The sequence below is a fragment of the Klebsiella sp. EMBS2024 genome (assembly GCF_036233805.1).
GTDB lineage: Bacteria > Pseudomonadota > Gammaproteobacteria > Enterobacterales > Enterobacteriaceae > Klebsiella > Klebsiella pneumoniae.
The window spans coordinates 3,631,233-3,653,259 of sequence record NZ_JAZARW010000001.1 but is presented as its reverse complement, the minus strand read 5'-3'; the positions used below and the strand labels follow the sequence as shown (position 1 = coordinate 3,653,259).

The following is a 22,027-nucleotide window of genomic DNA, read 5'->3' as shown; positions in this document are numbered from 1 at the left end:
GCTCCGGCATCGTTGTACACGTCGAGCCAGCGCCGGACAAGTATTTCTGCGGAGAGATTAAACCGGGCAGCCGCTTCACGCATCGTCAGGCGGTCACTGATAACCGCCCGGACGACCACGAGTTTAAATTCATCGGAATAATGATTATTTTTTGCAGTCAGGCCTTCTGCACCGTGGAACTGCCATGCCCTGACCCAGCGACGGACAGATGTTCTTTCAATACCAAAAAGGTCGGCTGTACTCTGTTCTCCGTCTTTACCGGACAAATAATGATTAACCACAGCCAGTTTTGTTTCAGGGGAATACTTTGGTTTAGCCATAAAATTGCACCTTACTCAGTTGGGTGTCCAACTTTTGGGGTGCAGTCCACTGCGCTTGCCGGGCCTACGGGGTCAAAGCCGAATGGTAGGCCGGGTGGCGGATACGCCTTACCCGGCATAAAAACCGCTAAAGCCCGACGGTCTACCAGGAGGCCAGCCACAGCCGCAGGCGCATTCCCCAGCCGCTGGTCCAGCCGGTGGTAACCGACTTTACCTCGCCTTGAGAAATGACCACCAGCGTTGGCGTTACCTGGATATCCCACTGCCGCGCCAGCTGGCCGCTCGGATCATTCACCGTCGGCAGCGTCATTTTCTTCCTGGTCAGCCACCTCTCCAGCTTGACGTTATCGCCGGAACGCAGGGCTACCGTCAGCACATTGCCGCCGTCGGCGGCAAGCGATGCCACCGACGGCGTGGTATAGCGACAAACTCCGCACCAGGTCGCCCAGACGTACAGCAGCAGCGGCTTTTGCTGGCTCATGGCATGCAGATCCAGCGTCCTGCCGTCGAGTGTCTGCAGCGATGTGGCGCTGACGTTTTGCGGCAGCGCGGGCTGGCGAAAATAATCCACCGCCAGACTCACCGCCGCGCCAATCAGCAGCCACACCGCCAGCTCGCGCAGCCAGCGCCTGATTTTACTGGCCACGGGCTTTCGCCAGCTGCTCTTTCACCAGCCCCTCCAGCTCATCAGCAGGGATCGCGCCGGCCACCATCTGATCGCCGATGATGGTCGCCGGGGTGCCCTGAATATTCAGCACCTGCGACAAAATCAGGTTCATCTTCAGCGAATCCATGGTCTTGTCATCGATATTTACGCTATCGGTGGCGGTTTTCTTCTGCGCGGCGGCGATACTGGCGTCATCGTGATAGCCTTTTTTCGCCATCAGCCGCTGATGCAGCGCCCAGAATTTATCGGGCTGCTGACGCCAGGTGGAGAGCGCGGTTTTAGCGGCATTCACCGAACTCTGCCCTTTAAACGGCAGCAGCTTAACGATGAGCTGGATGTCCGGATTATCGTGGACGATTTTTTCCAGCAGCGGATCAAACTGTTTGCAGTAAGGGCAGTTGTAATCGGTAAACGAGACGATTGTGAGTTTTGGCTCTTTCGCGCCGGTGCGCGGGCTATTCGGATCGTTAAACAGCAGCTGGGCTAACTGGTCATTACCGTTCGATTGTGGTTCTTCCGCCGGGGCGGCGAAGCTGAAGGCCGATACGCACAGCAGTAATAAGGCGGTGATAGCTCTCATGTTATTTTCCTTTAGCGGCGGACAGGGTGGCGAGAAGGTGTTCGCGGTCTAACAGCGCAGGCAGAATCTGTCCCTGCGGCAATTCCGGTCCGTAAATCTGGTTAAACGGCACCGCGGCGCTGCCGCGAGCGGTTAAAAACTGGCTAATGTCAGCGGAGGGGCGGCTCCAGTCGCCGCGCAGGGCGACTACGTCTGGCGCTAACAGCGCCTGCTGGACGTCGTCGCGCAGCAGCACGTTGTATTTGTTGGCTTTACAGGTCACGCACCAGTCGGCGGTGACATCAATAAATACCCGCTTATGCTCCGCCAGGGCGCTGGCGATAGCCTGCTCGCTGAGCGGCTGCCAGTTAACCCGGTCGCGGCGCGGGCCCTGGCCGTCCTGTTGGGCAACAAAGGCGACGGCGCCCGCCACCACGATGGCCAGAGCGCCCGCGCGCAGCGCCGTCCGCCAGCGGTAGCGCCAGGCGGTGGCCACTAGCAGGGCGATGGCCAGAATCACCAGCAGGGTAAGCACCGGCGTACGGCCGATGTGGATCGTCAGCAGGCTGACCAGCCATAGCGCTGAACTAAGCATCATTAGCCCCAGCACCACCCGCAGATGATTCATCCAGCGGCCCGGGCGTGGCAGTCGTTGCGCCAGACCCGGCCACGCGACGATAAGCAGCCACGGCAGGCTCATGCCGATCCCCATGGCGAAGAAAATGCCCCACAGCAGCGGCAGGGGCGCCACCAGCGCCACCGACACGGCGGTACCGAGGAACGGCGCGGTACAGGGCGTCGCCAGCAGGGTGGCGAAGGCGCCCTGCCAGAAATGGCCCATTAAGCCGTTGCCGCCCCTGGTGGCGAGGAAAGTGCTGGCGCTGGAGGAGAGGCGGATTTCGAACAGCCCCAATAAACTGGCGCTGAACAGCACCATCACCAGCGCCATCGCGCCGATAAACCACGGGTTCTGGAACTGGATGCCCCAGCCGAGCGCCTGATTCCCCAGGCGTAGCGCGGTCATCATCAGCGCCAGCGCCAGGAACGAGACGACGATCCCGCACACCGAGGCGAGGAACTGCCGCCGCACCGCGCCGCGTTCGCGACCTTCGGTTTGCACCAGCGAGCCGAGCTTCATGGCCAGCACCGGCAGCACGCAGGGCATGACGTTGAGAATAAGCCCGCCGGCCAGCGCCATCAGCAGCACCCAGCCTAACGCCAGCCCCGGCGCGGCGCTGCCGGCGGCGACGGCGATTTGGCTTTCCTGCGCCTGACCGCTATCGGCCAGCACCAGCGACAGCGTTTTGCCGCTCAGGTCCGGCGCCGCTTCGCCCCAGCTGTCGGTGACTGGTACGGTGGCGGTCAACGTATCGCCGCGGCTGGTAAAGCTCGGCTTACCGAAATCGACATCCTCCATGCTGTCGATAAACAGCGCTGGCTGCTGCCAGCCGGCATCGCGGCGGGCGGTCACCGTCAGTTTGCCGCTGACGTAGCTGGCGGTCAGTTGCGAAGTCAGACCATCGCGCAGCGGCAGTGTGCCCATCGCGCGGGTAAAATCATAATTAAATCGCTCCCCCGCCGGAGTCGTCATATCCAGCGAAAAGGGGTAGTCAGTGAGAATGCAGACATTGCTGCAGGTAGAGAGCGTCAGGACGCCGCTAAGCGTCGGCGGTATCTTCCCGCGCAGCGTCATCGGGAAGCTGACGTCGCCGTGATAGCCCTGAGTGGAAATGCCCGCGACGTCGAAGCGCTGCGGCGTCGGCCAGCGCCAGTTCACCTCCAGCGGCGTGTGCCAGGCGATAGCCGGCGCGATGCCGCCTTCCCCTGGCGAGCGCCAGTAGGTTTTCCAGCCCTTTTCCAGCGCTACGTCTAAAAGCAGGCGAGTGTCGCCATTGCTCTCGGTTTGCGCCCGCAGGCGGACGCTGGCGTGTTGATTGTCGGCGGCGCGCAGCCAGCCGCTGTCGGCGGCCTGGCTGACGGGCAGCCATAGCCAAAGCAGGCAGACCAGTAGTCGCCTGAATACCATATACATAAGTTTGCTCCGTAAGTGATGAATTAACCTGAACTGTCAGGAGAATCAATCACTCACGGAAGATGCATAATCGCAGATGCACCCGCAATCGGGGTGGGGAGATAACGCGGGGAGGCCACTGGCGTTCGATACGCGGCGGGATCGCCGCCAGCACCGCCAGCAGCAGGGTGATAGCCAACAGCGCCCCTTCAAACAGCATCGGCGGAACGGCCATCAGCGACTTGGCGCTGAGCTCGCACGGCGTGACCGGCGCCTCGGCCTGATCCTGGTTTTGCTGTAGCGACGGGCTGTCGGCGGTGAGGTTCATGACCAGCGCGTGCATCCCGGCCATCCGTTGAGCGGTGCAGGTTAGCACCACCAGACAGGCCAGGAGGACAAAAAGAATGGCTTTGCGTTGTCGCTTAATCATGATTGCCTCAAATATTCACGAGGCTTATCTTAACGGGCGAACGGGTTTTGGCAATGGTAAAGCTGTAAAGAAGTGTCTGGCGGATAAGCAATTAGCCCTCCCCCGGCCGGGAGAGGGCGGTTAGTTACAGGTTCTCACCGTTGCTGGCGATGACCTCTTTGTACCAGTTAAAGCTCTTCTTGCGCGAGCGGGACATGTCGCCGGTGCCATCGTCGTGTTTGTTGACGTAGATGAAGCCGTAGCGTTTGCTGTACTGCCCGGTGGTGAAGGAGACGCAGTCGATGCAGCCCCATGGGGTATAGCCCAGCAGATCGACGCCGTCATAAGTGACCGCTTTGATCATCTCTTCGATGTGGGCGCGCAGGTAGTCGATGCGGTAGTCATCGTTGATGCTGCCGTCGGCTTCTACTTTGTCGTAGGCGCCAAAGCCGTTTTCCACGATAAACAGCGGCTTCTGATAACGCTCATACAGTTCACACAGAGAATAGCGCAGGCCGACCGGGTCAATCTGCCAGCCCCAGTCGGAGGCTTTGACGTGCGGGTTCGGCACGCTGCCTTCGAAACCGGAAATGGCGTCGCCAGTGCCGCCCTCGGCTTTCACCGCGTTGGTCATGTAGTAGCTGAAGCCGAGATAGGCGCAGGTACCTTCGCGCAGGATCTGCGCGTCGCCGTCTTCCATCCTGATGTTGAAGCCGCGGCGTTCCCATTCATTCAACACATAGCTCGGGTAGTAACCGCGCAGCTGGACGTCGGTAAAGACGTAGCGCTCGCGCATCGACTCCTGGGCGAACATGACATCTTCCGGTTTGCAGGAGTAAGGGTAGAGGGCGACCATCGCCAGCATGCAGCCGACCTGCATGTCCGGGTTGATGCGCCGCGCCGCTTTCACCGCCAGCGCGCTGGCCACGAACTGGTGGTGCAGCACCTGGTACATGGTCTCTTCCGGATTGTCATGCTCGGTATAGACCACCCCGGAGCAGCAGTAGCCGAACAGCGGCGCGCGCCAGTTGCGCTGGTTGTTGATCTCGTTAAAGGTCATCCAGTATTTCACTTTGTGCTTATAGCGCTCGAAGACCACTTCGGCAAAGCGCACAAAGAAATCGACCACTTTGCGGTTGGTCCAGCCGCCATACTGCTGCACCAGGTGCAGGGGCATCTCGAAGTGGGAGAGAGTGATCACCGGCTCGATGTTGTATTTCAGCAGCTCGTCGAACATGTCGTCGTAGAACTTCAGTCCCTCTTCATTCGGCTGGGTTTCGTCACCCTGCGGGAAGATGCGGGTCCAGGCGATAGAGGTGCGGAAGCATTTGAAGCCCATCTCGGCGAACAGTTTGATGTCTTCTTTGTAGCGACCGTAGAAGTCGACGGCTTCGTGGTTCGGGTAGTATTTTCCCGCTTCGACCTGGTGGGTGATTTCGCGCGGCACGCCGTGCGCCCCGCCGGTCAACACATCGCAGATGCTGGGGCCTTTGCCGCCCTGATCCCAGCCGCCTTCAACCTGATGCGCGGCGACCGCGCCGCCCCATAAAAAATCTTTCGGAAGGGTTAATTTTTTCATCCTGGCTAATCTCTCTAATAACTATTGTTCTCGAGTCTAGCAAAGTGAAAGTGAATGTCACGATATAACAAATTCCGCCAAAGGTAATATGTTACATCAAAAAAACAGGCTGTTATTTTTAGCTGATTTTGCGCGCTAATTTACGTCCGAGGGATTCGAGAATATAGATCACTGGAATTTGCGTTGTAATATCGTAGACCCCGCCAATGCGCGTCTGCGGCACGTGCCAGGAGAGATTGAAATCAGCCAGTTTGGCCAGCCGCGAATGCTCATGGCTGGTAATCGACATTACCTTGCAATGATGCAGACTGAACTGGCTGGCAAAGCGCAGGATCTCTTCCGTCTCGCCAGAGACGGAAAGCACGATCGCCAGCGCGTTGCGGGCCATATCGTTGGTTACCGGAAAATAGGGGTCGTCAATATGGTTGCTGAATTTACCGACGTTGGAGAAGAAGCGTGCGCCATATTTCGCCAGCGCGCCGGAGGTGCCGGCGCCGACAAAAATAATACGTTCGGAGGCGAGAATAATATCGACGGCCTGCTCGAGTAATTCATCGAACTCGTCATTATTGATGCTTTTAAAAAAGCTCATTATTTCGCTGGCGCCGATATTTGCCTGTTGAGGCTCATTCTGCTCGAGATATAATTTAAAGCGCACGCGAAATTCAGAGTAGCCCTCGCACTGCAGTTTGCGGCAGAAGCGTAACACGGTGGTCGTGGAGACCCCGGCGGCCTCGGCCAGTTCGCGGATGGTCATGTACATCACTTTGTCACGATTTTTAATGACGTAGTGGTAGACCATCATCTCAAGATTATTGAGACTGGCGACAGCGGCGTGGGAGAACATACTCACAGGGCGAACTCACAATTCATAATGACCAGGACGGAATTATATCATGCAGGCCAATGACATTACCTTTTTTCAGCGTTTTCAGGACGACATCCTCGCCGGGCGCAAAACCATCACCATTCGCGATGCAGCGGAGTCGCACTTTAAGCCCGGCGATGTGCTGCGCGTTGGGCGCTATGAAGATGACGGCTATTTTTGCACCATCGCCGTGACCGCGACCTCGACGGTGACGCTCGATACGCTGACCGAACAGCATGCGCAACAGGAGAATATGACTCTCGGGCAGCTGCGGCAGGTCATCAGCGACATCTATCCTGGCGAGAGCCAGTTTTATGTCATTGAATTCAAAACGCTTTAAGATAATCAGGAACAGCTGTGAGTTGAAATAAAAATGTAACTTTTTGATTTTAATGTATTTACAAATATACATCGTTTTATTTTAGCTAACAGGTGTTCACTGGAATCATTCTCAGTTACCCTAAGTGGGCAATGAAAGCGTTCTTGTTTTCACGGAGTCCAGTATGGTTCGCAAACCATTAATCACTCAGGGATATTCTCTGGCAGAGGAAGTTGCCAACAGCATCAGCCACGGGATCGGGCTGGTGTTCGGTATCGTCGGCCTTGTGTTGCTGCTGGTGCAGGCGGCGGATACAAACGCCAGCGCGACGGCGATCGCCAGCTACAGCCTGTACGGCGGCAGCATGATTATGCTGTTCCTCGCTTCCACGCTCTATCACGCGATCCCGCATCAGCGGGCGAAACAGTGGCTGAAGAAATTCGACCACTGCGCTATCTACCTGTTGATTGCCGGGACCTACACGCCGTTTTTGCTGGTGGGATTGAATTCACCGCTGGCGAAGGGGCTGATGATCGTCATCTGGAGCCTGGCGCTGCTGGGGATCCTGTTTAAGCTGACCATCGCGCACCGCTTTAAAATTTTGTCGCTGGTGACCTATCTGACCATGGGGTGGCTGTCGCTTATCGTGGTCTATCAGCTAGCAGTGAAGCTGGCGGTGGGCGGGGTAACGCTGCTTGCGGTTGGCGGGGTGGTGTACTCGCTGGGGGTCATCTTCTACGTCTGCAAACGTATTCCTTATAACCACGCTATCTGGCACGGCTTCGTGCTCGGCGGCAGCGTGTGTCACTTCCTGGCGATTTATCTTTACATCGGCCAGTCCTGATAAACATCCCACGGTGGCGCTNCGCTTACCGTGGCTACGATATTCTGCGGCCGGGTAGCCCGGCTAAGGCGCAAGCGCCGCAAGCCGGGAACTTTTCCTTAATTTTCTTCCAGCGAATACGGCAATGGTTTGATGCTCAGGCTGCCGGCATCGTCGCGTACACGGAACACGCTGTCCGGTTCCATGTCGTTATTCATCACTACCTGGACCATCAGGCTTCCGTCATCCAGCTGTACGGCTGCCAGCACCGTACCGGTGCGGCGCCAGTTGTCGCCCATCTTCAGCTCCAGGTCTTCCCCGGCTTCCGGCACCCGGCTGGCGGTCCCTGACAGCGTCCACAGCGCGCGCTTATTGGCGCCGCGGAATTTCGCCCTCGCGACCATTTCCTGGCCGGTGTAGCAGCCTTTTTTGAAGCTGATGCCGCCCAGCGCCTGCAGGTTGGTGGCCTGCGGAATGAACTGCCCGCTGTTGGCGCTGTCGATAACCGGCAGACCGGCTTCAATATTCAGCGCCAGCCACTGTTGGCTGTTGTTAAACTGCGCTTCGCCGCGCAACGCGTCGGTGACGCGGTTGGCGGTGTCGACATCGGTCACCAGCAGGAAGCGCTCGCCCGGGTGTTCAAACCACAGCAGGCTGGTGGCGCCTTCGCTGACCACCGGGGTGGCAGCGTCGGGCAAGGCGGCGAACAGCGGCGCCAGCGCGGCGCGCGCCTGGAAGCCGGCTACTCCCAGCAGAACCAGATCGTCGTTGGCGGCGATGGTGACTTTGGAGAAGACGGCATATTTTTTCAGCTCGGTCAGCTGCGCGTCGCGCAGGCTGCGGCGCTCAATCCACGCGAAGCCGCCCTCGCGACGGAATACGCGCAGGTTGCTCCACATCTTGCCTTTGGCATCACAGTGGGCGGCAAGCAGATGCTGGGCATCGGTGAGATGACTCACATCGGCGGTAATCTGCCCCTGCAGATATTTTTCGCTGTCCGGCCCGCTAATTGTCGCCAGCGCCCAGTCATCCAGGGTCATCAGCGTTAACGGCAGACGAGCGGAAGAGGAAGGCTGACGCGGAGGAAAAGGTGTAAAAGCCATAGTCATATCCTGAATCGCTTAACGCAGTGTGTGTGACCAATGGTAAAAGAGCTATAGTGCATTGCAAGTGCTTTCAACAGGCCATTTGTGCGCTGGCGTGAGACAGCCGCCTGACGCAGGGAATCAATAAACCCATCATTATTTTAAGGTTTTTATGGAAGGATGCTCGCATTCAGCGATATTCCTGTAAAGTTACGGCAGAAAACGGGTTAAACTAACCTATATTTTGCTGCTGGAAGGTCAACATGGACATTAACAATAAAGCACGTATCCACTGGGCATGCCGCCGCGGGATGCGCGAACTCGACATCTCCATCATGCCGTTCTTTGAGTATGAGTACGATACCCTCAGCGACGCTGACAAACAGCTGTTCATTCGCCTGCTGGAAAATGACGATCCGGATCTGTTCAACTGGCTGATGAACCACGGCAAACCGGCCGATGCGGAGCTGCAGCGGATGGTAACCTTAATTCAGACACGGAATCGGGAACGTGGTCCTGTGGCAATCTGATCTCCGTATCTCCTGGCGCGCGCAGTGGTTTTCCCTGCTGCTTCACGGCGTGGTGGCGGCCCTGGTGCTGTTGGTTCCCTGGCCGCTGAGCTATACCCCGATCTGGCTGCTGTTGCTGTCGCTGGTGGTCTTCGACTGCGTGCGCAGCCAGCGGCGGATCCATGCCCGTCGCGGGGAGATAAAACTGCTCACCGATTCCCGTCTTCGCTGGCAAAACGCCGAATGGGAGATCCTCGGGACGCCGTGGGTTATCAATAGCGGTATGCTGCTGCGTTTGCGCCATGTCGATACCCGGCGCGGACAGCATCTTTGGCTGGCGGCGGACAGCATGGACGCCGGAGAGTGGCGCGATCTGCGCCGGCTGGTGCTGCAAAAACCGGCGCAGGAGTAAGCCGCGTCAGGAAAAGTGTTCGGCCATTTCGCCGAGGATCTGCTCGCACCAGCTCTGGATGCGCTCGTCGCTCAGGTCGTACTGGTTGGTTTCATCCAGCGCCAGGCCAACGAACAGTTGGCCATCGGCGATCACCGGTTTCGGGCTGGTGAACTCATAGCCTTCGGTTGGCCAGTAGCCGACAAACTTCACGCCCTTGGTCGCCAGCTTGTCATGCAGCATGCCGAGCGCGTCAAGGAACCATTCGCCGTAGCCCAGCTGATCGCCCATGCCGTACAGCGCGACGATCTTTCCCTCGAGGTTCAGGGTGTCCAGCTGATCCCAGACCGCTTCCCAGTCTTCCTGAATTTCGCCGAAATCCCAGGTCGGGATGCCAAGGATCAGTACGTCGTACTGGCTCATCAGCGCGGGGGAGTCATCTTTCAGATTGTGCAGCGTCACCAGCTCGGGGCCGATGATATCGCGGATTTTCTCCGCGGCCATTTCGGTGTAGCAGGTACTGGAGCCGTAAAACAGACCTATATTCATCGCGTAAACATCTCGATTCTTGCCGTGAATGGCGGGCAGTGTACCAGAAAGGCGTCCTCTTAAGGCATAATGAGAGCGTTTAACGAACAAAGAGGCCGATGTGAAACAGGATCTGGCACTAATCGAACAGTTTCTCGATGCCCTTTGGCTGGAGCGCAACCTGGCGGAGAATACGCTCAGCGCCTACCGTCGCGATTTGACGATGTTAGTTGAGTGGTTGCACCATCGCGGCCTGTCGCTGGCAAGCGTTGGCAGCGACGATCTGCAGGCGCTGCTGGCTGAGCGGCAGTCCGGCGGCTACAAAGCCACCAGCACCGCGCGCCTGCTGAGCGCCGTGCGCCGTTTTTTCCAGCATCTGTACCGGGAAAAAATTCGCCCGGACGATCCCAGCGCGCTGCTGGCCTCGCCGAAGCTACCGCAGCGGCTGCCAAAAGATCTCAGTGAGGCGCAGGTTGAGCGCCTGCTGCAGGCGCCGCTGGTGGAGCAGCCGCTGGAATTGCGCGATAAAGCGATGCTGGAGGTGCTGTATGCCACCGGCCTGCGCGTCTCGGAGCTGGTGGGGCTGACGATGAGCGACATCAGCCTGCGGCAGGGCGTGCTGCGGGTGGTGGGAAAAGGCAACAAAGAGCGGCTGGTGCCGCTGGGGGAAGAGGCGGTACTGTGGGTGGAAAATTACCTCGAGTATGGTCGCCCCTGGCTGCTGAACGGCGTGGCGTCGGATGTCTTATTTCCCAGCCAGCGCGCCCAGCAGATGACGCGCCAGACCTTCTGGCATCGGATTAAACACTATGCCGTACTGGCGGGGATCGACAGCGAAAAGCTTTCCCCGCACGTGTTACGCCATGCGTTCGCCACGCATTTGCTCAATCATGGCGCCGATCTGCGCGTGGTGCAGATGCTGTTAGGACACAGCGATCTCTCCACCACGCAGATATACACCCACGTGGCGACCGAGCGTCTGCGACAACTTCATCAACAGCACCACCCGCGGGCGTGAGTGCTGAACAAAAGGACTGAGTATGAAAAAAGGTTTATTGATGTTCACCCTGCTGGCGGCCTCCCTTTCAGGAGCGGCGCACGCCGATAGCGCGGCAATTAAACAGTCGCTGGCGAAGCTAGGTGTGCAGAGCACCGATATTCAACCATCGCCGGTTTCCGGGATGAGCACGGTGCTGACCGACAGCGGCGTGCTGTACGTGACCGACGACGGCAAACATATCATCCAGGGGCCGATGTACGACGTGAGCGGCGCGCAGCCGGTCAACGTCACCAACCAGCTGCTGCTTGGTAAGCTGAACGCGCTGAGCAATGAGATGATTGTCTACAAAGCGCCGAAGGAGCAGCACGTCATCACCGTCTTCACCGATATTACCTGCGGCTACTGTCATAAACTGCACGAGCAGATGAGCGACTACAACGCGCTGGGGATCACCGTGCGCTATCTGGCTTTCCCGCGCCAGGGTCTGCAAAGCCAGGCGGAGCAGGACATGAAGGCCATCTGGTGCGCGAAAGATCGCAACAAAGCGCTGGATGACGCCATGAATGGTAAAGGCGTGCAGCCGGCGAGCTGCAGCGTAGATATCGCCAAACATTACACCCTCGGCGTGCAGATGGGCGTCAACGGTACGCCGGCGATGGTCCTCAGTAACGGCATGGTGCTGCCGGGCTATCAGGGGCCGAAAGAGCTGAAGGCGTTCCTCGATGAGCACAAAAAACAGACAAGCGGTAACTGATTCGCGTGAAACAACAGATACAACTACGCCGCCGCGAGGCGGTTGACGGCGTCGAACTCCCCGCCGACCTGCCGCCGCTGCTGCAGCGGCTATATGCCAGCCGCGGGGTGCGCAGCGCGCAGGAGCTGGAGCGCAGCGTCAAAGGCATGCTCCCCTGGACGCAGCTCACCGGCGTTGAAAAAGCGGTCGAGATGCTGCATGACGCGTTCCAGAAAGGGTTGCACATCGTGGTGGTCGGTGATTTTGACGCCGACGGCGCCACCAGCACCGCGCTCAGCGTGTTGGCCCTGCGCGCGCTGGGTTACGGCAACGTCTCCTATCTGGTGCCGAACCGCTTTGAAGACGGCTACGGTTTAAGCCCGGAAGTGGTCGATCAGGCCCATGCTCGCGGCGCGCAGATGATCATGACCGTCGACAACGGGATCTCGTCCCATGCCGGCGTCGATCATGCCCATGCGCTGGGGATCCCGGTGCTGGTGACCGATCACCATCTGCCGGGCGAGACGCTGCCGGCGGCGGAAGCTATCGTTAATCCCAACCTGCGCGATTGCGACTTCCCGTCAAAATCACTGGCCGGGGTGGGGGTGGCGTTTTATCTGATGCTGGCGCTGCGCACTTTTCTGCGCGATAAAGGCTGGTTCGACGCTCGCGGCATCCCCGCGCCGAACCTTGCCGAGCTGCTGGATCTGGTGGCGCTTGGCACCGTCGCGGACGTCGTGCCGCTGGATGCTAACAACCGTATCCTCACCTGGCAGGGGTTAAGCCGCATTCGCGCCGGCAAATGTCGGCCCGGTATTAAGGCGCTGCTGGAAATTGCCAACCGCGATCCGCAAAAGCTGGCGGCCAGCGACCTCGGTTTCGCCCTCGGGCCGCGCCTGAACGCGGCGGGACGGCTGGACGACATGTCGGTCGGCGTCGCGCTGCTGCTGTGCGACAACATCGGCGAAGCGCGGGTGCTGGCCAACGAGCTCGATGCGCTTAATCAGACGCGCAAAGAGATTGAGCAGGGGATGCAGGCGGAAGCGCTAACGCTCTGTCAGCAGCTGGAGCGCAGCGCCGATACCCTGCCCGGCGGGCTGGCGATGTACCATCCGCAATGGCATCAAGGGGTAGTCGGCATTCTCGCCTCGCGGATTAAGGAGCGCTTCCATCGCCCGGTTATCGCTTTTGCGCCTACCGGCGACGGCACGCTGAAAGGCTCCGGTCGTTCCATTCAGGGGTTGCATATGCGCGATGCGCTGGAGCGCCTTGATACGCTTTATCCCGGGCTAATCCTGAAGTTCGGCGGCCACGCGATGGCGGCGGGCTTATCGCTGGAGGAGGCGCGTTTTGAAGAGTTTCAACAGCGCTTCGGCGAGCTGGTGACCGAATGGCTGGATCCTGCGCTGTTGCAGGGCGAGGTGGTTTCCGATGGCCCGCTGGCGGCGGCGGAGATGAGCATGGAAGTGGCGCAGATGCTGCGCGACGCCGGGCCGTGGGGGCAGATGTTCCCGGAACCGCTATTTGACGGTCGTTTTCGCCTGCTGCAGCAGCGGCTGGTGGGCGAGCGTCACCTGAAGGTGATGGTCGAACCGGTTGACGGCGGGCCGCTGCTGGACGGTATCGCCTTCAACGTTGATACTTCCATCTGGCCGGATAACGGCGTGCGTGAAGTCCAGTTAGCCTACAAGCTCGACATCAACGAGTTCCGCGGCAACCGTAGCCTGCAGCTGATCATCGATCACCTCTGGCCAAATTGACAACAGTGTAGGAATAAGGGCGCGAATCCGGTAGAATTCCGCTCTTATCACCGCATTTTGACAAATCCATTAAAAGAAACCGACCATGTTTGAAATAAATCCGGTAAAAAACCGCATTCAGGACCTCACGGAGCGCTCCGACGTTCTTAGGGGGTATCTTTGACTANGATGCCAAGAAAGAGCGTCTCGAAGAAGTAAACGCCGAGCTGGAACAGCCGGACGTGTGGAACGAACCCGAACGCGCCCAGGCGCTGGGTAAAGAGCGTTCTTCCCTGGAAGCCATCGTAGATACCCTGGATCAGATGTCCCAGGGGCTGGAAGACGTTGCCGGCCTGCTGGATCTGGCCGTGGAAGCGGACGACGAAGAGACCTTTAACGAAGCCGTCGCCGAGCTGGATACCCTGGAAGAGAAGCTGGCGCAGCTTGAGTTCCGCCGCATGTTCTCCGGCGAATACGACAGCGCCGATTGCTACCTTGACATTCAGGCCGGTTCCGGCGGCACCGAAGCCCAGGACTGGGCCAGCATGCTGATGCGCATGTACCTGCGCTGGGCGGAAGCGCGCGGCTTTAAGACCGAAATCATCGAAGAATCCGAAGGTGAAGTCGCGGGGATTAAATCCGTGACCATTAAGATCATTGGCGATTACGCCTACGGCTGGCTGCGTACGGAAACCGGCGTTCATCGTCTGGTGCGTAAGAGCCCGTTCGATTCCGGCGGCCGCCGTCATACCTCCTTCAGCTCCGCGTTCGTTTACCCGGAAGTGGAAGACGATATCGATATCGAAATTAACCCGGCCGACCTGCGCATTGACGTATACCGCGCCTCCGGCGCCGGTGGTCAGCACGTTAACCGTACGGAATCCGCGGTGCGTATTACCCATATCCCGACCGGGTTGGTGACGCAGTGCCAGAACGACCGTTCGCAGCACAAGAACAAAGACCAGGCCATGAAGCAGATGAAAGCAAAGCTTTATGAACTGGAGATGCAGAAGAAAAATGCCGAGAAGCAGGCGATGGAAGACAACAAGTCCGATATCGGCTGGGGCAGCCAGATCCGCTCTTACGTGCTGGATGACTCGCGTATTAAAGATCTGCGTACCGGGGTGGAAACCCGCAACACTCAGGCGGTGCTCGACGGCAGCCTGGACCAATTTATCGAAGCAAGTTTGAAAGCAGGGTTATGAGGAACCAACATGTCTGAACAACAAGCACAGGGCGCTGACGCGGCAATTGACCTTAATAATGAACTGAAAACCCGTCGCGAGAAGCTGGCTGCGCTGCGTGAGCAGGGCGTCGCATTCCCGAACGATTTCCGTCGTGACCATACCTCTGACCAACTGCACGCTGACTTCGATGGCAAAGAAAACGAAGAGCTGGAAGCGCTGAACGTTGAAGTGGCCGTTGCTGGCCGCATGATGACCCGTCGTATCATGGGTAAAGCGTCCTTCGTGACCCTGCAGGACGTAGGCGGCCGCATCCAGCTGTACGTGGCGCGTGATGACCTGGCGGAAGGCGTTTATAACGACCAGTTCAAAAAGTGGGACCTCGGCGACATCATCGCCGCCCGCGGTAAGTTGTTCAAGACCAAAACCGGTGAGCTATCCATCCACTGCACCGAGCTGCGTCTGTTGACTAAAGCTCTGCGCCCGCTGCCGGACAAATTCCACGGCCTGCAGGATCAGGAAGCGCGTTACCGTCAGCGTTACCTGGACCTGATCTCCAACGATGAATCTCGTAAGACCTTCAAAGTGCGTTCGCAGATCCTGGCGGGCATCCGTCAGTTCATGGTTGGCCGCGGCTTTATGGAAGTAGAAACCCCGATGATGCAGGTGATCCCGGGCGGCGCTTCCGCGCGTCCGTTCATCACCCATCATAACGCGCTGGATCTGGACATGTACCTGCGTATCGCGCCGGAACTGTACCTCAAGCGTCTGGTGGTTGGCGGCTTCGAACGCGTCTTCGAGATCAACCGTAACTTCCGTAACGAAGGGATCTCCGTTCGTCATAACCCAGAGTTCACCATGATGGAACTCTACATGGCTTATGCGGATTATAAAGATCTGATCGAGCTGACCGAATCTCTGTTCCGCACCCTGGCGCAGGACATCCTCGGCAATACCGAAGTGCCTTACGGCGACCAGGTGTTCGACTTCGGCAAGCCGTTTGAAAAACTGACCATGCGCGAAGCGATCAAGAAATACCGTCCGGAAACCGAGATGGCGGATCTGGATAACTTTGATTCCGCGAAAGCGATCGCTGAATCTATCGGCATCAAAGTGGAGAAGAGCTGGGGTCTGGGCCGTATCGTGACCGAGATCTTCGAAGAAGTGGCGGAAGCGCACCTGATCCAGCCGACCTTCATCACCGAATACCCGGCGGAAGTTTCTCCGCTGGCGCGCCGTAACGACGTCAACCCGGAAATCACCGACCGCTTTGAATTCTTCATTGGCGGCCGTGAGATCGGTAACGGCTTTAGCGAGCTGAACGACGCCGAAGACCAGGCGCAGCGCTTCCAGGATCAGGTTGATGCGAAAGCCGCAGGCGACGACGAAGCAATGTTCTATGACGAAGACTATGTCACCGCGCTGGAACACGGCCTGCCGCCGACCGCTGGTCTGGGTATCGGTATCGACCGTATGGTCATGCTGTTCACCAACAGCCACACCATCCGCGACGTTATTCTGTTCCCGGCGATGCGTCCGCAGAAATAATCGCCCTTCGCGAAAAGCAAAAAACCCGGCTTGCCGGGTTTTTTTATGTCTGATGTGAGGTCCTAAGGCTGGCGTAGCCTGGCTCAGCGCAGCGCAAGCCGGGGATCCCGGATGGCGGCGTAAACGCCTTATCCGGGCTACGCAATGGCGCAGAACCGTAGGCCTGTGCAAGCGTAGCGCCGCCAGGCATTAATGACAGGCACAGGGCTGCGCCTGGACTGGAGAATAGTCAGCTTACCCGCGCAGACGCGCAACAAAGTCGGTCAGCGCCTGGCGGGCGTCCCGATTTTCCGCTTCCAGCACCATCCACGGGCTGAACGCCCACGGCGTGGCGGCCAGCGCGCTTAACATGGTTGCCAGGTCAACCCACTGATAGTCCATCACTTCATCGTCGTTAGGCTGCACTTCGCTTACCACGCGCGCGGCATATACCGGGCACACTTCATTCTCAACGATACCGTTTGGGGCGACCGCCCGGTAGCGGAAGGCCGGGTGAACCGGCGCGATATCAGAGATCTCCACACCGAGTTCGAAGCGACAGCGGCGCGTGACGGCCTGCTCGAAGGTCTCGCCCTGCTGGGGGTGTCCGCAGACCGAGTTGGTCCATACCCCGGGCCAGGCTTTTTTGCCCAACGAACGGCGAGTGACCAGCAACTGACCCTGCTGGTTAAACAGCCAGCAGGAAAACGCGAGATGTAAAGGGGTATCAAACGTATGGGCGGCATACTTCTCCAGCATACCGGCAGGCTGATCCTGCTCATCCAGCAAAATGACGTGTTCCCCGGCCATGACGACTCCTGAAAATAAAAAATGACCCGGCACAAACCCGCCGGGTCATGTACTCAGGCCACTAGGGTAGCCCATAAATGGGAGAAAGGCATTACCAAAACAAGCCCTGGAGGCAGCTCTGTGAACGGCAACGCGCAATAGCGAGGAGAGGCCGCCGCGCCGCGTGGCGCAAATATGAATTTCTGCCTGCCGCAGGCCGCGCGCTAGGGACGGGGGATAATGGTTTCGCCATCAGGGATGACGCCCTGCGCCGCGGACTGGTATGATATTCGCCCTGATTGCGAGGTAAGTGGTTGTGTTAAGTGCAGGATGCCTGATGATGAAACGCTTTTATATGACACTGATGCTGGCGGCAAGCCTGGTGCTGGCCGGCTGCTCCAGCACCTCCGATTCCGGTGGCACCTACACCGTTAAACGCGGCGATACCCTGTACGGCATCTCCCGCACCACCGGCACCAGCGTTCGCGATCTGGCCCGCCTGAATAACATCTCCCCGCCTTACACCATTGAGGTGGGGCAGAAGCTGAAGCTTAACGGCAGCAGTTCAACGAAGACAACGAAGAAAAAATCTTCCTCTACGCGCACCGCGGCGGTCACGCCTTCGTCCGCGGTACCTCAGTCCTCCTGGCCGCCGGTGGGACAGCGCTGCTGGCGCTGGCCGACCAGCGGCAAAGTGGTCCTGCCTTATTCCACCGCCGATGGCGGCAATAAAGGTATTGATATCGCCGGAACCCGCGGCCAGCCGGTGTATGCCGCCGGGGCGGGCAAGGTGGTCTACGTCGGCAATCAGCTGCGCGGCTATGGCAATCTGATCATGATTAAGCACAGCGAGGATTACATCACCGCCTATGCCCACAACGATAAGCTAATGGTGAATAATGGCCAGAGCGTGAAGGCCGGCCAGCAAATTGCCACCATGGGCAGTACGGATGCCGACTCAGTGCGGCTGCATTTCCAGATCCGCTACCGGGCGACAGCCATCGATCCGCTGCGTTACCTGCCGCCGCAGGGAAGTAAACCTAAGTGCTAAAAGGTTATTTTATCGCCAGTCAGCATCCAGCAGGCTTGTCACAGGGTGCGTAAGGGCTATAATGCTTCTCGCACCTCTTCGCGGGCGTAGTTCAATGGTAGAACGAGAGCTTCCCAAGCTCTATACGAGGGTTCGATTCCCTTCGCCCGCTCCAAATTCAAGTCTCCTGAAGTCTACCAAACTCAATTTTCCCTTAATAAATCAGCGGTTATAGCATTCTGTTAGTCTATTGAACTCCGACGGAGGACTCCGCTTTGGTTGCGGGATCGGCGTTTTGCGCTGCTGGCGCTGGAGTCGTAGCGTTTAGTGATATTTTCGCGCTTATCCTGTTTCCGCAGGATGAGCGATTTTACGCAACCGGCTCGCGCTGACGACGACCGATACCGCAGAGGCCGCGGCGGCGCTCCACAGCGCAACATGAATTGACCTTTCATCTGCTGCCAGCAGAACGGCTACGGCGGCGGCTCCCAGGCACTGCCCGAAAGTGCGCATAATGGATAAAACACCGGACGCATAACTCGCGTGCTCACGAATAACGTTTGAGAGCATTTCCCGGTTATTGGGACTCTGAAAGCAGCCAAACCCTATTCCGCATACCAGACTTCGCAGGCAGATATCCCACATTGAAGGTCTGGCGGGTAACGTCGCCAGCAGGATCAAACCGACGACAAATATCACCAGCCCCAGGGTGGATATCGCCGGGGCTGATATCGTGTCCGCCCAACGGCCTGCATGCGGCGCAATCAGCACGATCCCTAATGGCCACGGCGTAAACAGCAGGGCAGACACTACCGGACTGTAGCCGTATTCGCTCTGAAACAGGAAGGGTAGCGCAATAAAGGTGATCCCCTGGCTGACGAAAGCAACCATCGACGTGAAGGCCGCGAGGGTAAAACGTTCATTTTTAAACATGCTCGGCGGCAGTAAGGGATGACCCGTGCGGCGGATTTGCCAGATAAAAGCCATGCCGCTCAGCGCAGCGAGAGCCATCCAGCAAAGGCTGCCGAATTGAGAAGTAGCGTTCTGTAGGCTGTTCGCCGCCATGATCGTCGAACCCAACAGCAGCGCCGACAATATGGCGCCCACGGTGTCGAAGGGCGCCTGCATACGGATCGCATCCCGCGGCAGCGCTCTGACCGCCAGCAGTAAGGCGAGGGTGCCGGGAAGAACGTTTATCGCAAACAGCCATTGCCAGCTAAGGGTGTGAAGGATCGTACCGCCCAATACCGGGCCGATAGCGGAGCTCGAGGCAATGAGCAGGGCATGGAACCCCAGAATGCGGCCAAGTAAGCGTCCGGGAAATACGGACCTGAGTATTGCGGGGGCAATACTCAGCGTCGCCGCGCCGCCGATCCCCTGAAGCACGCGCATACCGATAAGCACTTCGGGCTTATTCGCCAGCGCACAACCCAGTGATGTCAGGGTAAAGGTCGTCAGGCCCGCCAGAAATACGGGGCGATAACCCAGACGGGCCGCAAGCGCCGCGAATATCGCCAGCGTCATCGCAGCCGCCAGCAGATACCCGTTGGCGAACCAGACGGCAATACTGGCAGGTACCTGCATCTCCTGAGCCATGGAGGGCAGGGCAATGTTGATCATGGTGCCATCAAACACGCCCATTAAGGTGGTGGTCATTATTGCGGCCATCACCCGTGCGCGCGCCGGGCCAGGCAGTCCTTCGTCGCCGGGTTGACTGGAAAAGAGCGTCATCATTTGTCCTCTGAGAAGAGTGTATGGATGACAAAACTATAAAGATGGCTTTTACCAGGCGGAAGGCGCACTATTTTCACTTTATTGTTGCGTCAAACGCCTTATCTTAATGTGCTGGGAGGAAGGGTAATGTCTGATCCCGATTTTAATTTGCTGGTAGCTCTCGACGTATTGCTGAGTGAAGCGAGTGTCGCAGGTGCGGCTCGTCGTCTGAACCTCAGCACTTCGGCCATGAGCCGGACATTAAGCAGGTTACGCGATGTCACAGGAGACCCGATCCTGGTACGCGCCGGGCGTAACATGGTACTGACCCCGTGGGCCGAAGCGACCCGGGATCGCGCCAGGCGTGCAGTGCACGATGCCAGGGCGGTATTACAGCCCTCAACTGAAACGTTCAGCGCGCAAAATCTGGCGCGTCTTTTTACCATCAGGGCAAACGATGGTTTTGTGGTGGCGTTTGGGCCTGCGCTTATAGCAGCGGTTGCCGACGCCGCGCCGGACGTCTGTATACGCTTCGCGCCTAAGCCGGAAAAAACGTCGCGCTATCTTCGGGAAGGGCTGGTTGATCTGGAGATTGGCGTTCAGAGTAATATGGGGCCAGAAATACGGCTGCAACGACTGTTTGAGGATCGGTTTGTTGGCGTCGTCCGTAAAGGGCACCCGCTGGCTAAGCAGGCTGAAATATGCGTGGGTGATTATGTCGCCTGGGGCCATGTGGTAGCGTCACCCGAGGGCGCGTTGCACGGATCCGTTGACGATGCGCTGGCCGAACTGGGGACAAAACGTAAAATTGCGAGCGTCGTACCGGGATTTCCGACAGCACTTTCCGTGGCGCTGGAATCGGATCTTATCGCCATGATACCCGCACTCTATTTACTCAATCAGCAGGTAACGGACCAGGTACACCTTTTCGAGCTGCCGTTCAAAAGCCGTCGTATTACGGTATCGCAGATGTGGCACCCAAGAATGGAACGCGACCCCGGTCACCGCTGGCTGAGAGAGCAAATTCTTGCGATATGCGGTGTGGCCCGGTCAGCCATGACTAAGGAGCCTGTATAGCGATTGCTATAACATCAATTTATATTAAATGTATAATTCAATTCATTGATATTTAATATAAAATACATCAATCGAAGTAGCGGTGTAGTAGCTAAATTGAGATGTCCATCTCTGGACCAAATAGACATGTCCGCGCTACCGTCTCGCCACAGCGATCGCTGCTTTCAAAGGATGAGACTCATGACGGCATACGGAACGGCAATTTTCTCAATGAGCGATGTGAACAGACTCACGATCGAAGTCTCCATACTTCGATAGACCGTTTATGTTCTTTCCGCGAGACCTAATCGAAAGCCCTCGTGGTACCTTTAAATTAACAATTAACGATAAATAAAGGACAGCTTCCCTGTCCTTTATTCTTTTTTATTCAGCTTTGCTCTCGCGCGCTCGCAATACCTCACCGACCACCGGGGCGGCGGTAAACGCATTTGGCCATCCCGCGTAGAACGCCGCCTGGGCGACCACTTCTCCGGCCTCTTCAGCCGAAAGCCCATTATCCATAGCTCTGTTTAGGTGGTAGCCAATCTGCGCGCTCTGTCCGGCGGCGATTAACGCGCTGACCGTCACCAGACTTCTGTCGCGGGGCGTAAGCGCGGGCCGTTGCCAGAGGTCGAGAAACAGCGGGTCGGCGGTAAATTTAACCAGGCCAGGCGAAATGGGGCCGACATTTTTTTCCACGGTGTCTGCACGCTGTTTCTCTACCTGTTCATTGAGTGGCAGCAGCGTTGGCGAGGCGGCGGGCAGGGCCTCTGCCGTCACGCCCCTGGCTTCAAAGATGGTTTTAGCGACGCTGACGGCTGACATCGCATTGGGCCAGCCAGCGTAGAAGGCGAGGTGAGTAATGATCTCTGACACTTCCGCTGGCGTCACGCCGCTATCGAGCGCAACGGCAATATAGTGCTTCAGCTCGCCTGGCTGGTTGCGGGCAATCAGCATCGCTACGGTCACGATGCTACGGTCGCGGGCGGACAGGGCGTCACGTTGCCAGAGGTCGTTGCTGATGGCCTCGCGGCCGAAGCGCGCCAGCGCCGGGGAGACCGCTTGAATATCAGCGTCCGCAAGGGTGGAAGGGGTAATTTTCATCATAGCTTCATCTCTTTGTTCGTGGGCATAAGTAAAATCAGACAGCACAAGCGACAAGGCTGCCGCGGCAATCACGTTTTTCAT

The 22,027-nt window shown here is 58.0% G+C and carries 23 protein-coding genes and 1 tRNA gene; 12 read left to right on the top strand and 12 right to left on the bottom strand.

Features of this window, described 5'->3' with window-relative positions:
• The 7 genes from VZP09_RS16820 to VZP09_RS16790 all read right to left on the bottom strand — a co-directional run.
• Positions 1-320 (bottom strand): helix-turn-helix domain-containing protein (locus VZP09_RS16820; RefSeq protein ID WP_004153738.1); only part of this gene is annotated, 320 nt, incomplete at its 3' end.
• Positions 321-462: 142 nt separating this feature from the next.
• A complete protein-coding gene (locus VZP09_RS16815) occupies positions 463-966 on the bottom strand; it encodes a protein disulfide oxidoreductase (RefSeq protein WP_004889808.1) in 504 nt (167 codons plus the stop codon).
• Positions 956-1,567 carry a DsbA family protein gene (locus VZP09_RS16810; RefSeq protein WP_025367897.1) on the bottom strand — a complete coding sequence of 204 codons (612 nt, stop codon included), beginning with the start codon at positions 1,565-1,567 and terminating at the stop codon, positions 956-958. The genes VZP09_RS16815 and VZP09_RS16810 overlap by 11 nt, the downstream gene beginning before the upstream one ends.
• A gap of 1 nt (position 1,568) precedes the next feature.
• Entirely contained in the window at positions 1,569-3,578 is a 2,010-nt protein-coding gene (locus tag VZP09_RS16805; RefSeq protein WP_032432248.1) for a protein-disulfide reductase DsbD family protein, read from the bottom strand.
• A gap of 49 nt (positions 3,579-3,627) precedes the next feature.
• Complete coding sequence (locus tag VZP09_RS16800) at positions 3,628-3,987, bottom strand: hypothetical protein (RefSeq protein WP_004174451.1); 360 nt, start codon at positions 3,985-3,987, stop codon at positions 3,628-3,630.
• Positions 3,988-4,111: 124 nt separating this feature from the next.
• Positions 4,112-5,545, bottom strand: coding sequence for a 6-phospho-beta-glucosidase BglA (gene bglA / locus VZP09_RS16795; RefSeq protein WP_002916322.1), 1,434 nt, complete (start codon positions 5,543-5,545; stop codon positions 4,112-4,114).
• Between the two features lie 118 nt (positions 5,546-5,663).
• Positions 5,664-6,392: a MurR/RpiR family transcriptional regulator gene (locus tag VZP09_RS16790; protein ID WP_328795495.1), complete on the bottom strand. Its 729-nt coding sequence runs from the start codon at positions 6,390-6,392 to the stop codon at positions 5,664-5,666.
• Positions 6,393-6,441: 49 nt separating this feature from the next.
• Between VZP09_RS16790 and yqfB the strand changes: the two genes are divergently transcribed.
• The gene (gene yqfB, locus VZP09_RS16785) at positions 6,442-6,753 is read left to right on the top strand and encodes a N(4)-acetylcytidine aminohydrolase (protein WP_004144734.1); all 312 of its coding nucleotides are present in this window, start codon (positions 6,442-6,444) and stop codon (positions 6,751-6,753) included.
• 163 nt (positions 6,754-6,916) lie between these two features.
• The gene (gene trhA, locus VZP09_RS16780; protein ID WP_002916317.1) at positions 6,917-7,576 is read left to right on the top strand and encodes a PAQR family membrane homeostasis protein TrhA; all 660 of its coding nucleotides are present in this window, start codon (positions 6,917-6,919) and stop codon (positions 7,574-7,576) included.
• A 98-nt stretch (positions 7,577-7,674) separates the two neighbouring features.
• Here the strand turns inward: trhA and ygfZ are convergent, their stop codons facing one another.
• Positions 7,675-8,658 carry a tRNA-modifying protein YgfZ gene (gene ygfZ, locus VZP09_RS16775; protein WP_002916313.1) on the bottom strand — a complete coding sequence of 328 codons (984 nt, stop codon included), beginning with the start codon at positions 8,656-8,658 and terminating at the stop codon, positions 7,675-7,677.
• 245 nt (positions 8,659-8,903) lie between these two features.
• Between ygfZ and sdhE the strand changes: the two genes are divergently transcribed.
• Together sdhE and VZP09_RS16765 are read left to right on the top strand one after the other, a co-directional pair.
• On the top strand, positions 8,904-9,170 hold the full coding sequence (gene sdhE / locus VZP09_RS16770) for an FAD assembly factor SdhE (protein WP_002916312.1): 267 nt from the start codon (positions 8,904-8,906) through the stop codon (positions 9,168-9,170).
• Positions 9,151-9,561, top strand: coding sequence for a protein YgfX (locus tag VZP09_RS16765; protein ID WP_002916310.1), 411 nt, complete (start codon positions 9,151-9,153; stop codon positions 9,559-9,561). The genes sdhE and VZP09_RS16765 overlap by 20 nt, the downstream gene beginning before the upstream one ends.
• A gap of 6 nt (positions 9,562-9,567) precedes the next feature.
• Here the strand turns inward: VZP09_RS16765 and fldB are convergent, their stop codons facing one another.
• Positions 9,568-10,089, bottom strand: coding sequence for a flavodoxin FldB (fldB, locus tag VZP09_RS16760; protein WP_004144730.1), 522 nt, complete (start codon positions 10,087-10,089; stop codon positions 9,568-9,570).
• A 100-nt stretch (positions 10,090-10,189) separates the two neighbouring features.
• Between fldB and xerD the strand changes: the two genes are divergently transcribed.
• The 5 genes from xerD to lysS all read left to right on the top strand — a co-directional run bounded on the left by xerD (position 10,190) and on the right by lysS (position 16,272).
• Entirely contained in the window at positions 10,190-11,086 is an 897-nt protein-coding gene (gene xerD, locus VZP09_RS16755) for a site-specific tyrosine recombinase XerD (RefSeq protein ID WP_004144729.1), read from the top strand.
• Between the two features lie 22 nt (positions 11,087-11,108).
• Entirely contained in the window at positions 11,109-11,822 is a 714-nt protein-coding gene (gene dsbC, locus VZP09_RS16750; RefSeq protein WP_002916301.1) for a bifunctional protein-disulfide isomerase/oxidoreductase DsbC, read from the top strand.
• Positions 11,823-11,827: 5 nt separating this feature from the next.
• Complete coding sequence (gene recJ, locus VZP09_RS16745) at positions 11,828-13,561, top strand: single-stranded-DNA-specific exonuclease RecJ (protein ID WP_004149758.1); 1,734 nt, start codon at positions 11,828-11,830, stop codon at positions 13,559-13,561.
• 85 nt (positions 13,562-13,646) lie between these two features.
• A protein-coding gene (gene prfB, locus VZP09_RS16740; RefSeq protein WP_328795293.1) for a peptide chain release factor 2 occupies positions 13,647-14,745 on the top strand; the annotation gives its coding sequence in 2 pieces (ribosomal slippage) (positions 13,647-13,721 and positions 13,723-14,745; 1,098 coding nt in all).
• Positions 14,746-14,754: 9 nt separating this feature from the next.
• A complete protein-coding gene (gene lysS / locus VZP09_RS16735; RefSeq protein WP_002916299.1) occupies positions 14,755-16,272 on the top strand; it encodes a lysine--tRNA ligase in 1,518 nt (505 codons plus the stop codon).
• Between the two features lie 234 nt (positions 16,273-16,506).
• Here lysS and idi read toward each other — a convergent pair whose 3' ends face one another.
• Complete coding sequence (idi, locus tag VZP09_RS16730; RefSeq protein ID WP_002916298.1) at positions 16,507-17,061, bottom strand: isopentenyl-diphosphate Delta-isomerase; 555 nt, start codon at positions 17,059-17,061, stop codon at positions 16,507-16,509.
• Positions 17,062-17,377: 316 nt separating this feature from the next.
• Between idi and actS the strand changes: the two genes are divergently transcribed.
• Together actS and VZP09_RS16720 are read left to right on the top strand one after the other, a co-directional pair.
• Positions 17,378-18,091, top strand: coding sequence for an amidase activator ActS (gene actS / locus VZP09_RS16725; RefSeq protein ID WP_004157874.1), 714 nt, complete (start codon positions 17,378-17,380; stop codon positions 18,089-18,091).
• 80 nt (positions 18,092-18,171) lie between these two features.
• Positions 18,172-18,245: transfer RNA gene (locus VZP09_RS16720), tRNA-Gly, on the top strand.
• 167 nt (positions 18,246-18,412) lie between these two features.
• Here VZP09_RS16720 and VZP09_RS16715 read toward each other — a convergent pair.
• Positions 18,413-19,801, bottom strand: coding sequence for an MFS transporter (locus VZP09_RS16715; RefSeq protein WP_004174490.1), 1,389 nt, complete (start codon positions 19,799-19,801; stop codon positions 18,413-18,415).
• 129 nt (positions 19,802-19,930) lie between these two features.
• On the opposite strand from VZP09_RS16715, the gene VZP09_RS16710 reads away from it, so the two are divergent.
• Entirely contained in the window at positions 19,931-20,860 is a 930-nt protein-coding gene (locus VZP09_RS16710) for a LysR family transcriptional regulator (RefSeq protein ID WP_009308613.1), read from the top strand.
• 363 nt (positions 20,861-21,223) lie between these two features.
• Here the strand turns inward: VZP09_RS16710 and VZP09_RS16705 are convergent, their stop codons facing one another.
• Complete coding sequence (locus VZP09_RS16705; protein ID WP_004185540.1) at positions 21,224-22,027, bottom strand: carboxymuconolactone decarboxylase family protein; 804 nt, start codon at positions 22,025-22,027, stop codon at positions 21,224-21,226.

What these genes read in the sequence shown, in the direction of transcription:
- VZP09_RS16790 (WP_328795495.1), bottom strand. Translation starts at nt 6,392, where the DNA reads ATGTTCTCCCACGCCGCTGTCGCCAGTCTCAATAATCTTGAGATGATG.
- VZP09_RS16710 (WP_009308613.1), top strand. Translation starts at nt 19,931, where the DNA reads ATGTCTGATCCCGATTTTAATTTGCTGGTAGCTCTCGACGTATTGCTG.
- ygfZ (WP_002916313.1), bottom strand. Translation starts at nt 8,658, where the DNA reads ATGGCTTTTACACCTTTTCCTCCGCGTCAGCCTTCCTCTTCCGCTCGT.
- bglA (WP_002916322.1), bottom strand. Translation starts at nt 5,545, where the DNA reads ATGAAAAAATTAACCCTTCCGAAAGATTTTTTATGGGGCGGCGCGGTC.
- VZP09_RS16705 (WP_004185540.1), bottom strand. Translation starts at nt 22,027, where the DNA reads ATGAAAAACGTGATTGCCGCGGCAGCCTTGTCGCTTGTGCTGTCTGAT.
- dsbC (WP_002916301.1), top strand. Translation starts at nt 11,109, where the DNA reads ATGAAAAAAGGTTTATTGATGTTCACCCTGCTGGCGGCCTCCCTTTCA.
- VZP09_RS16810 (WP_025367897.1), bottom strand. Translation starts at nt 1,567, where the DNA reads ATGAGAGCTATCACCGCCTTATTACTGCTGTGCGTATCGGCCTTCAGC.
- trhA (WP_002916317.1), top strand. Translation starts at nt 6,917, where the DNA reads ATGGTTCGCAAACCATTAATCACTCAGGGATATTCTCTGGCAGAGGAA.
- yqfB (WP_004144734.1), top strand. Translation starts at nt 6,442, where the DNA reads ATGCAGGCCAATGACATTACCTTTTTTCAGCGTTTTCAGGACGACATC.
- VZP09_RS16715 (WP_004174490.1), bottom strand. Translation starts at nt 19,801, where the DNA reads ATGACGCTCTTTTCCAGTCAACCCGGCGACGAAGGACTGCCTGGCCCG.
- VZP09_RS16805 (WP_032432248.1), bottom strand. Translation starts at nt 3,578, where the DNA reads ATGTATATGGTATTCAGGCGACTACTGGTCTGCCTGCTTTGGCTATGG.
- idi (WP_002916298.1), bottom strand. Translation starts at nt 17,061, where the DNA reads ATGGCCGGGGAACACGTCATTTTGCTGGATGAGCAGGATCAGCCTGCC.
- VZP09_RS16800 (WP_004174451.1), bottom strand. Translation starts at nt 3,987, where the DNA reads ATGATTAAGCGACAACGCAAAGCCATTCTTTTTGTCCTCCTGGCCTGT.
- sdhE (WP_002916312.1), top strand. Translation starts at nt 8,904, where the DNA reads ATGGACATTAACAATAAAGCACGTATCCACTGGGCATGCCGCCGCGGG.
- actS (WP_004157874.1), top strand. Translation starts at nt 17,378, where the DNA reads ATGATGAAACGCTTTTATATGACACTGATGCTGGCGGCAAGCCTGGTG.
- lysS (WP_002916299.1), top strand. Translation starts at nt 14,755, where the DNA reads ATGTCTGAACAACAAGCACAGGGCGCTGACGCGGCAATTGACCTTAAT.
- fldB (WP_004144730.1), bottom strand. Translation starts at nt 10,089, where the DNA reads ATGAATATAGGTCTGTTTTACGGCTCCAGTACCTGCTACACCGAAATG.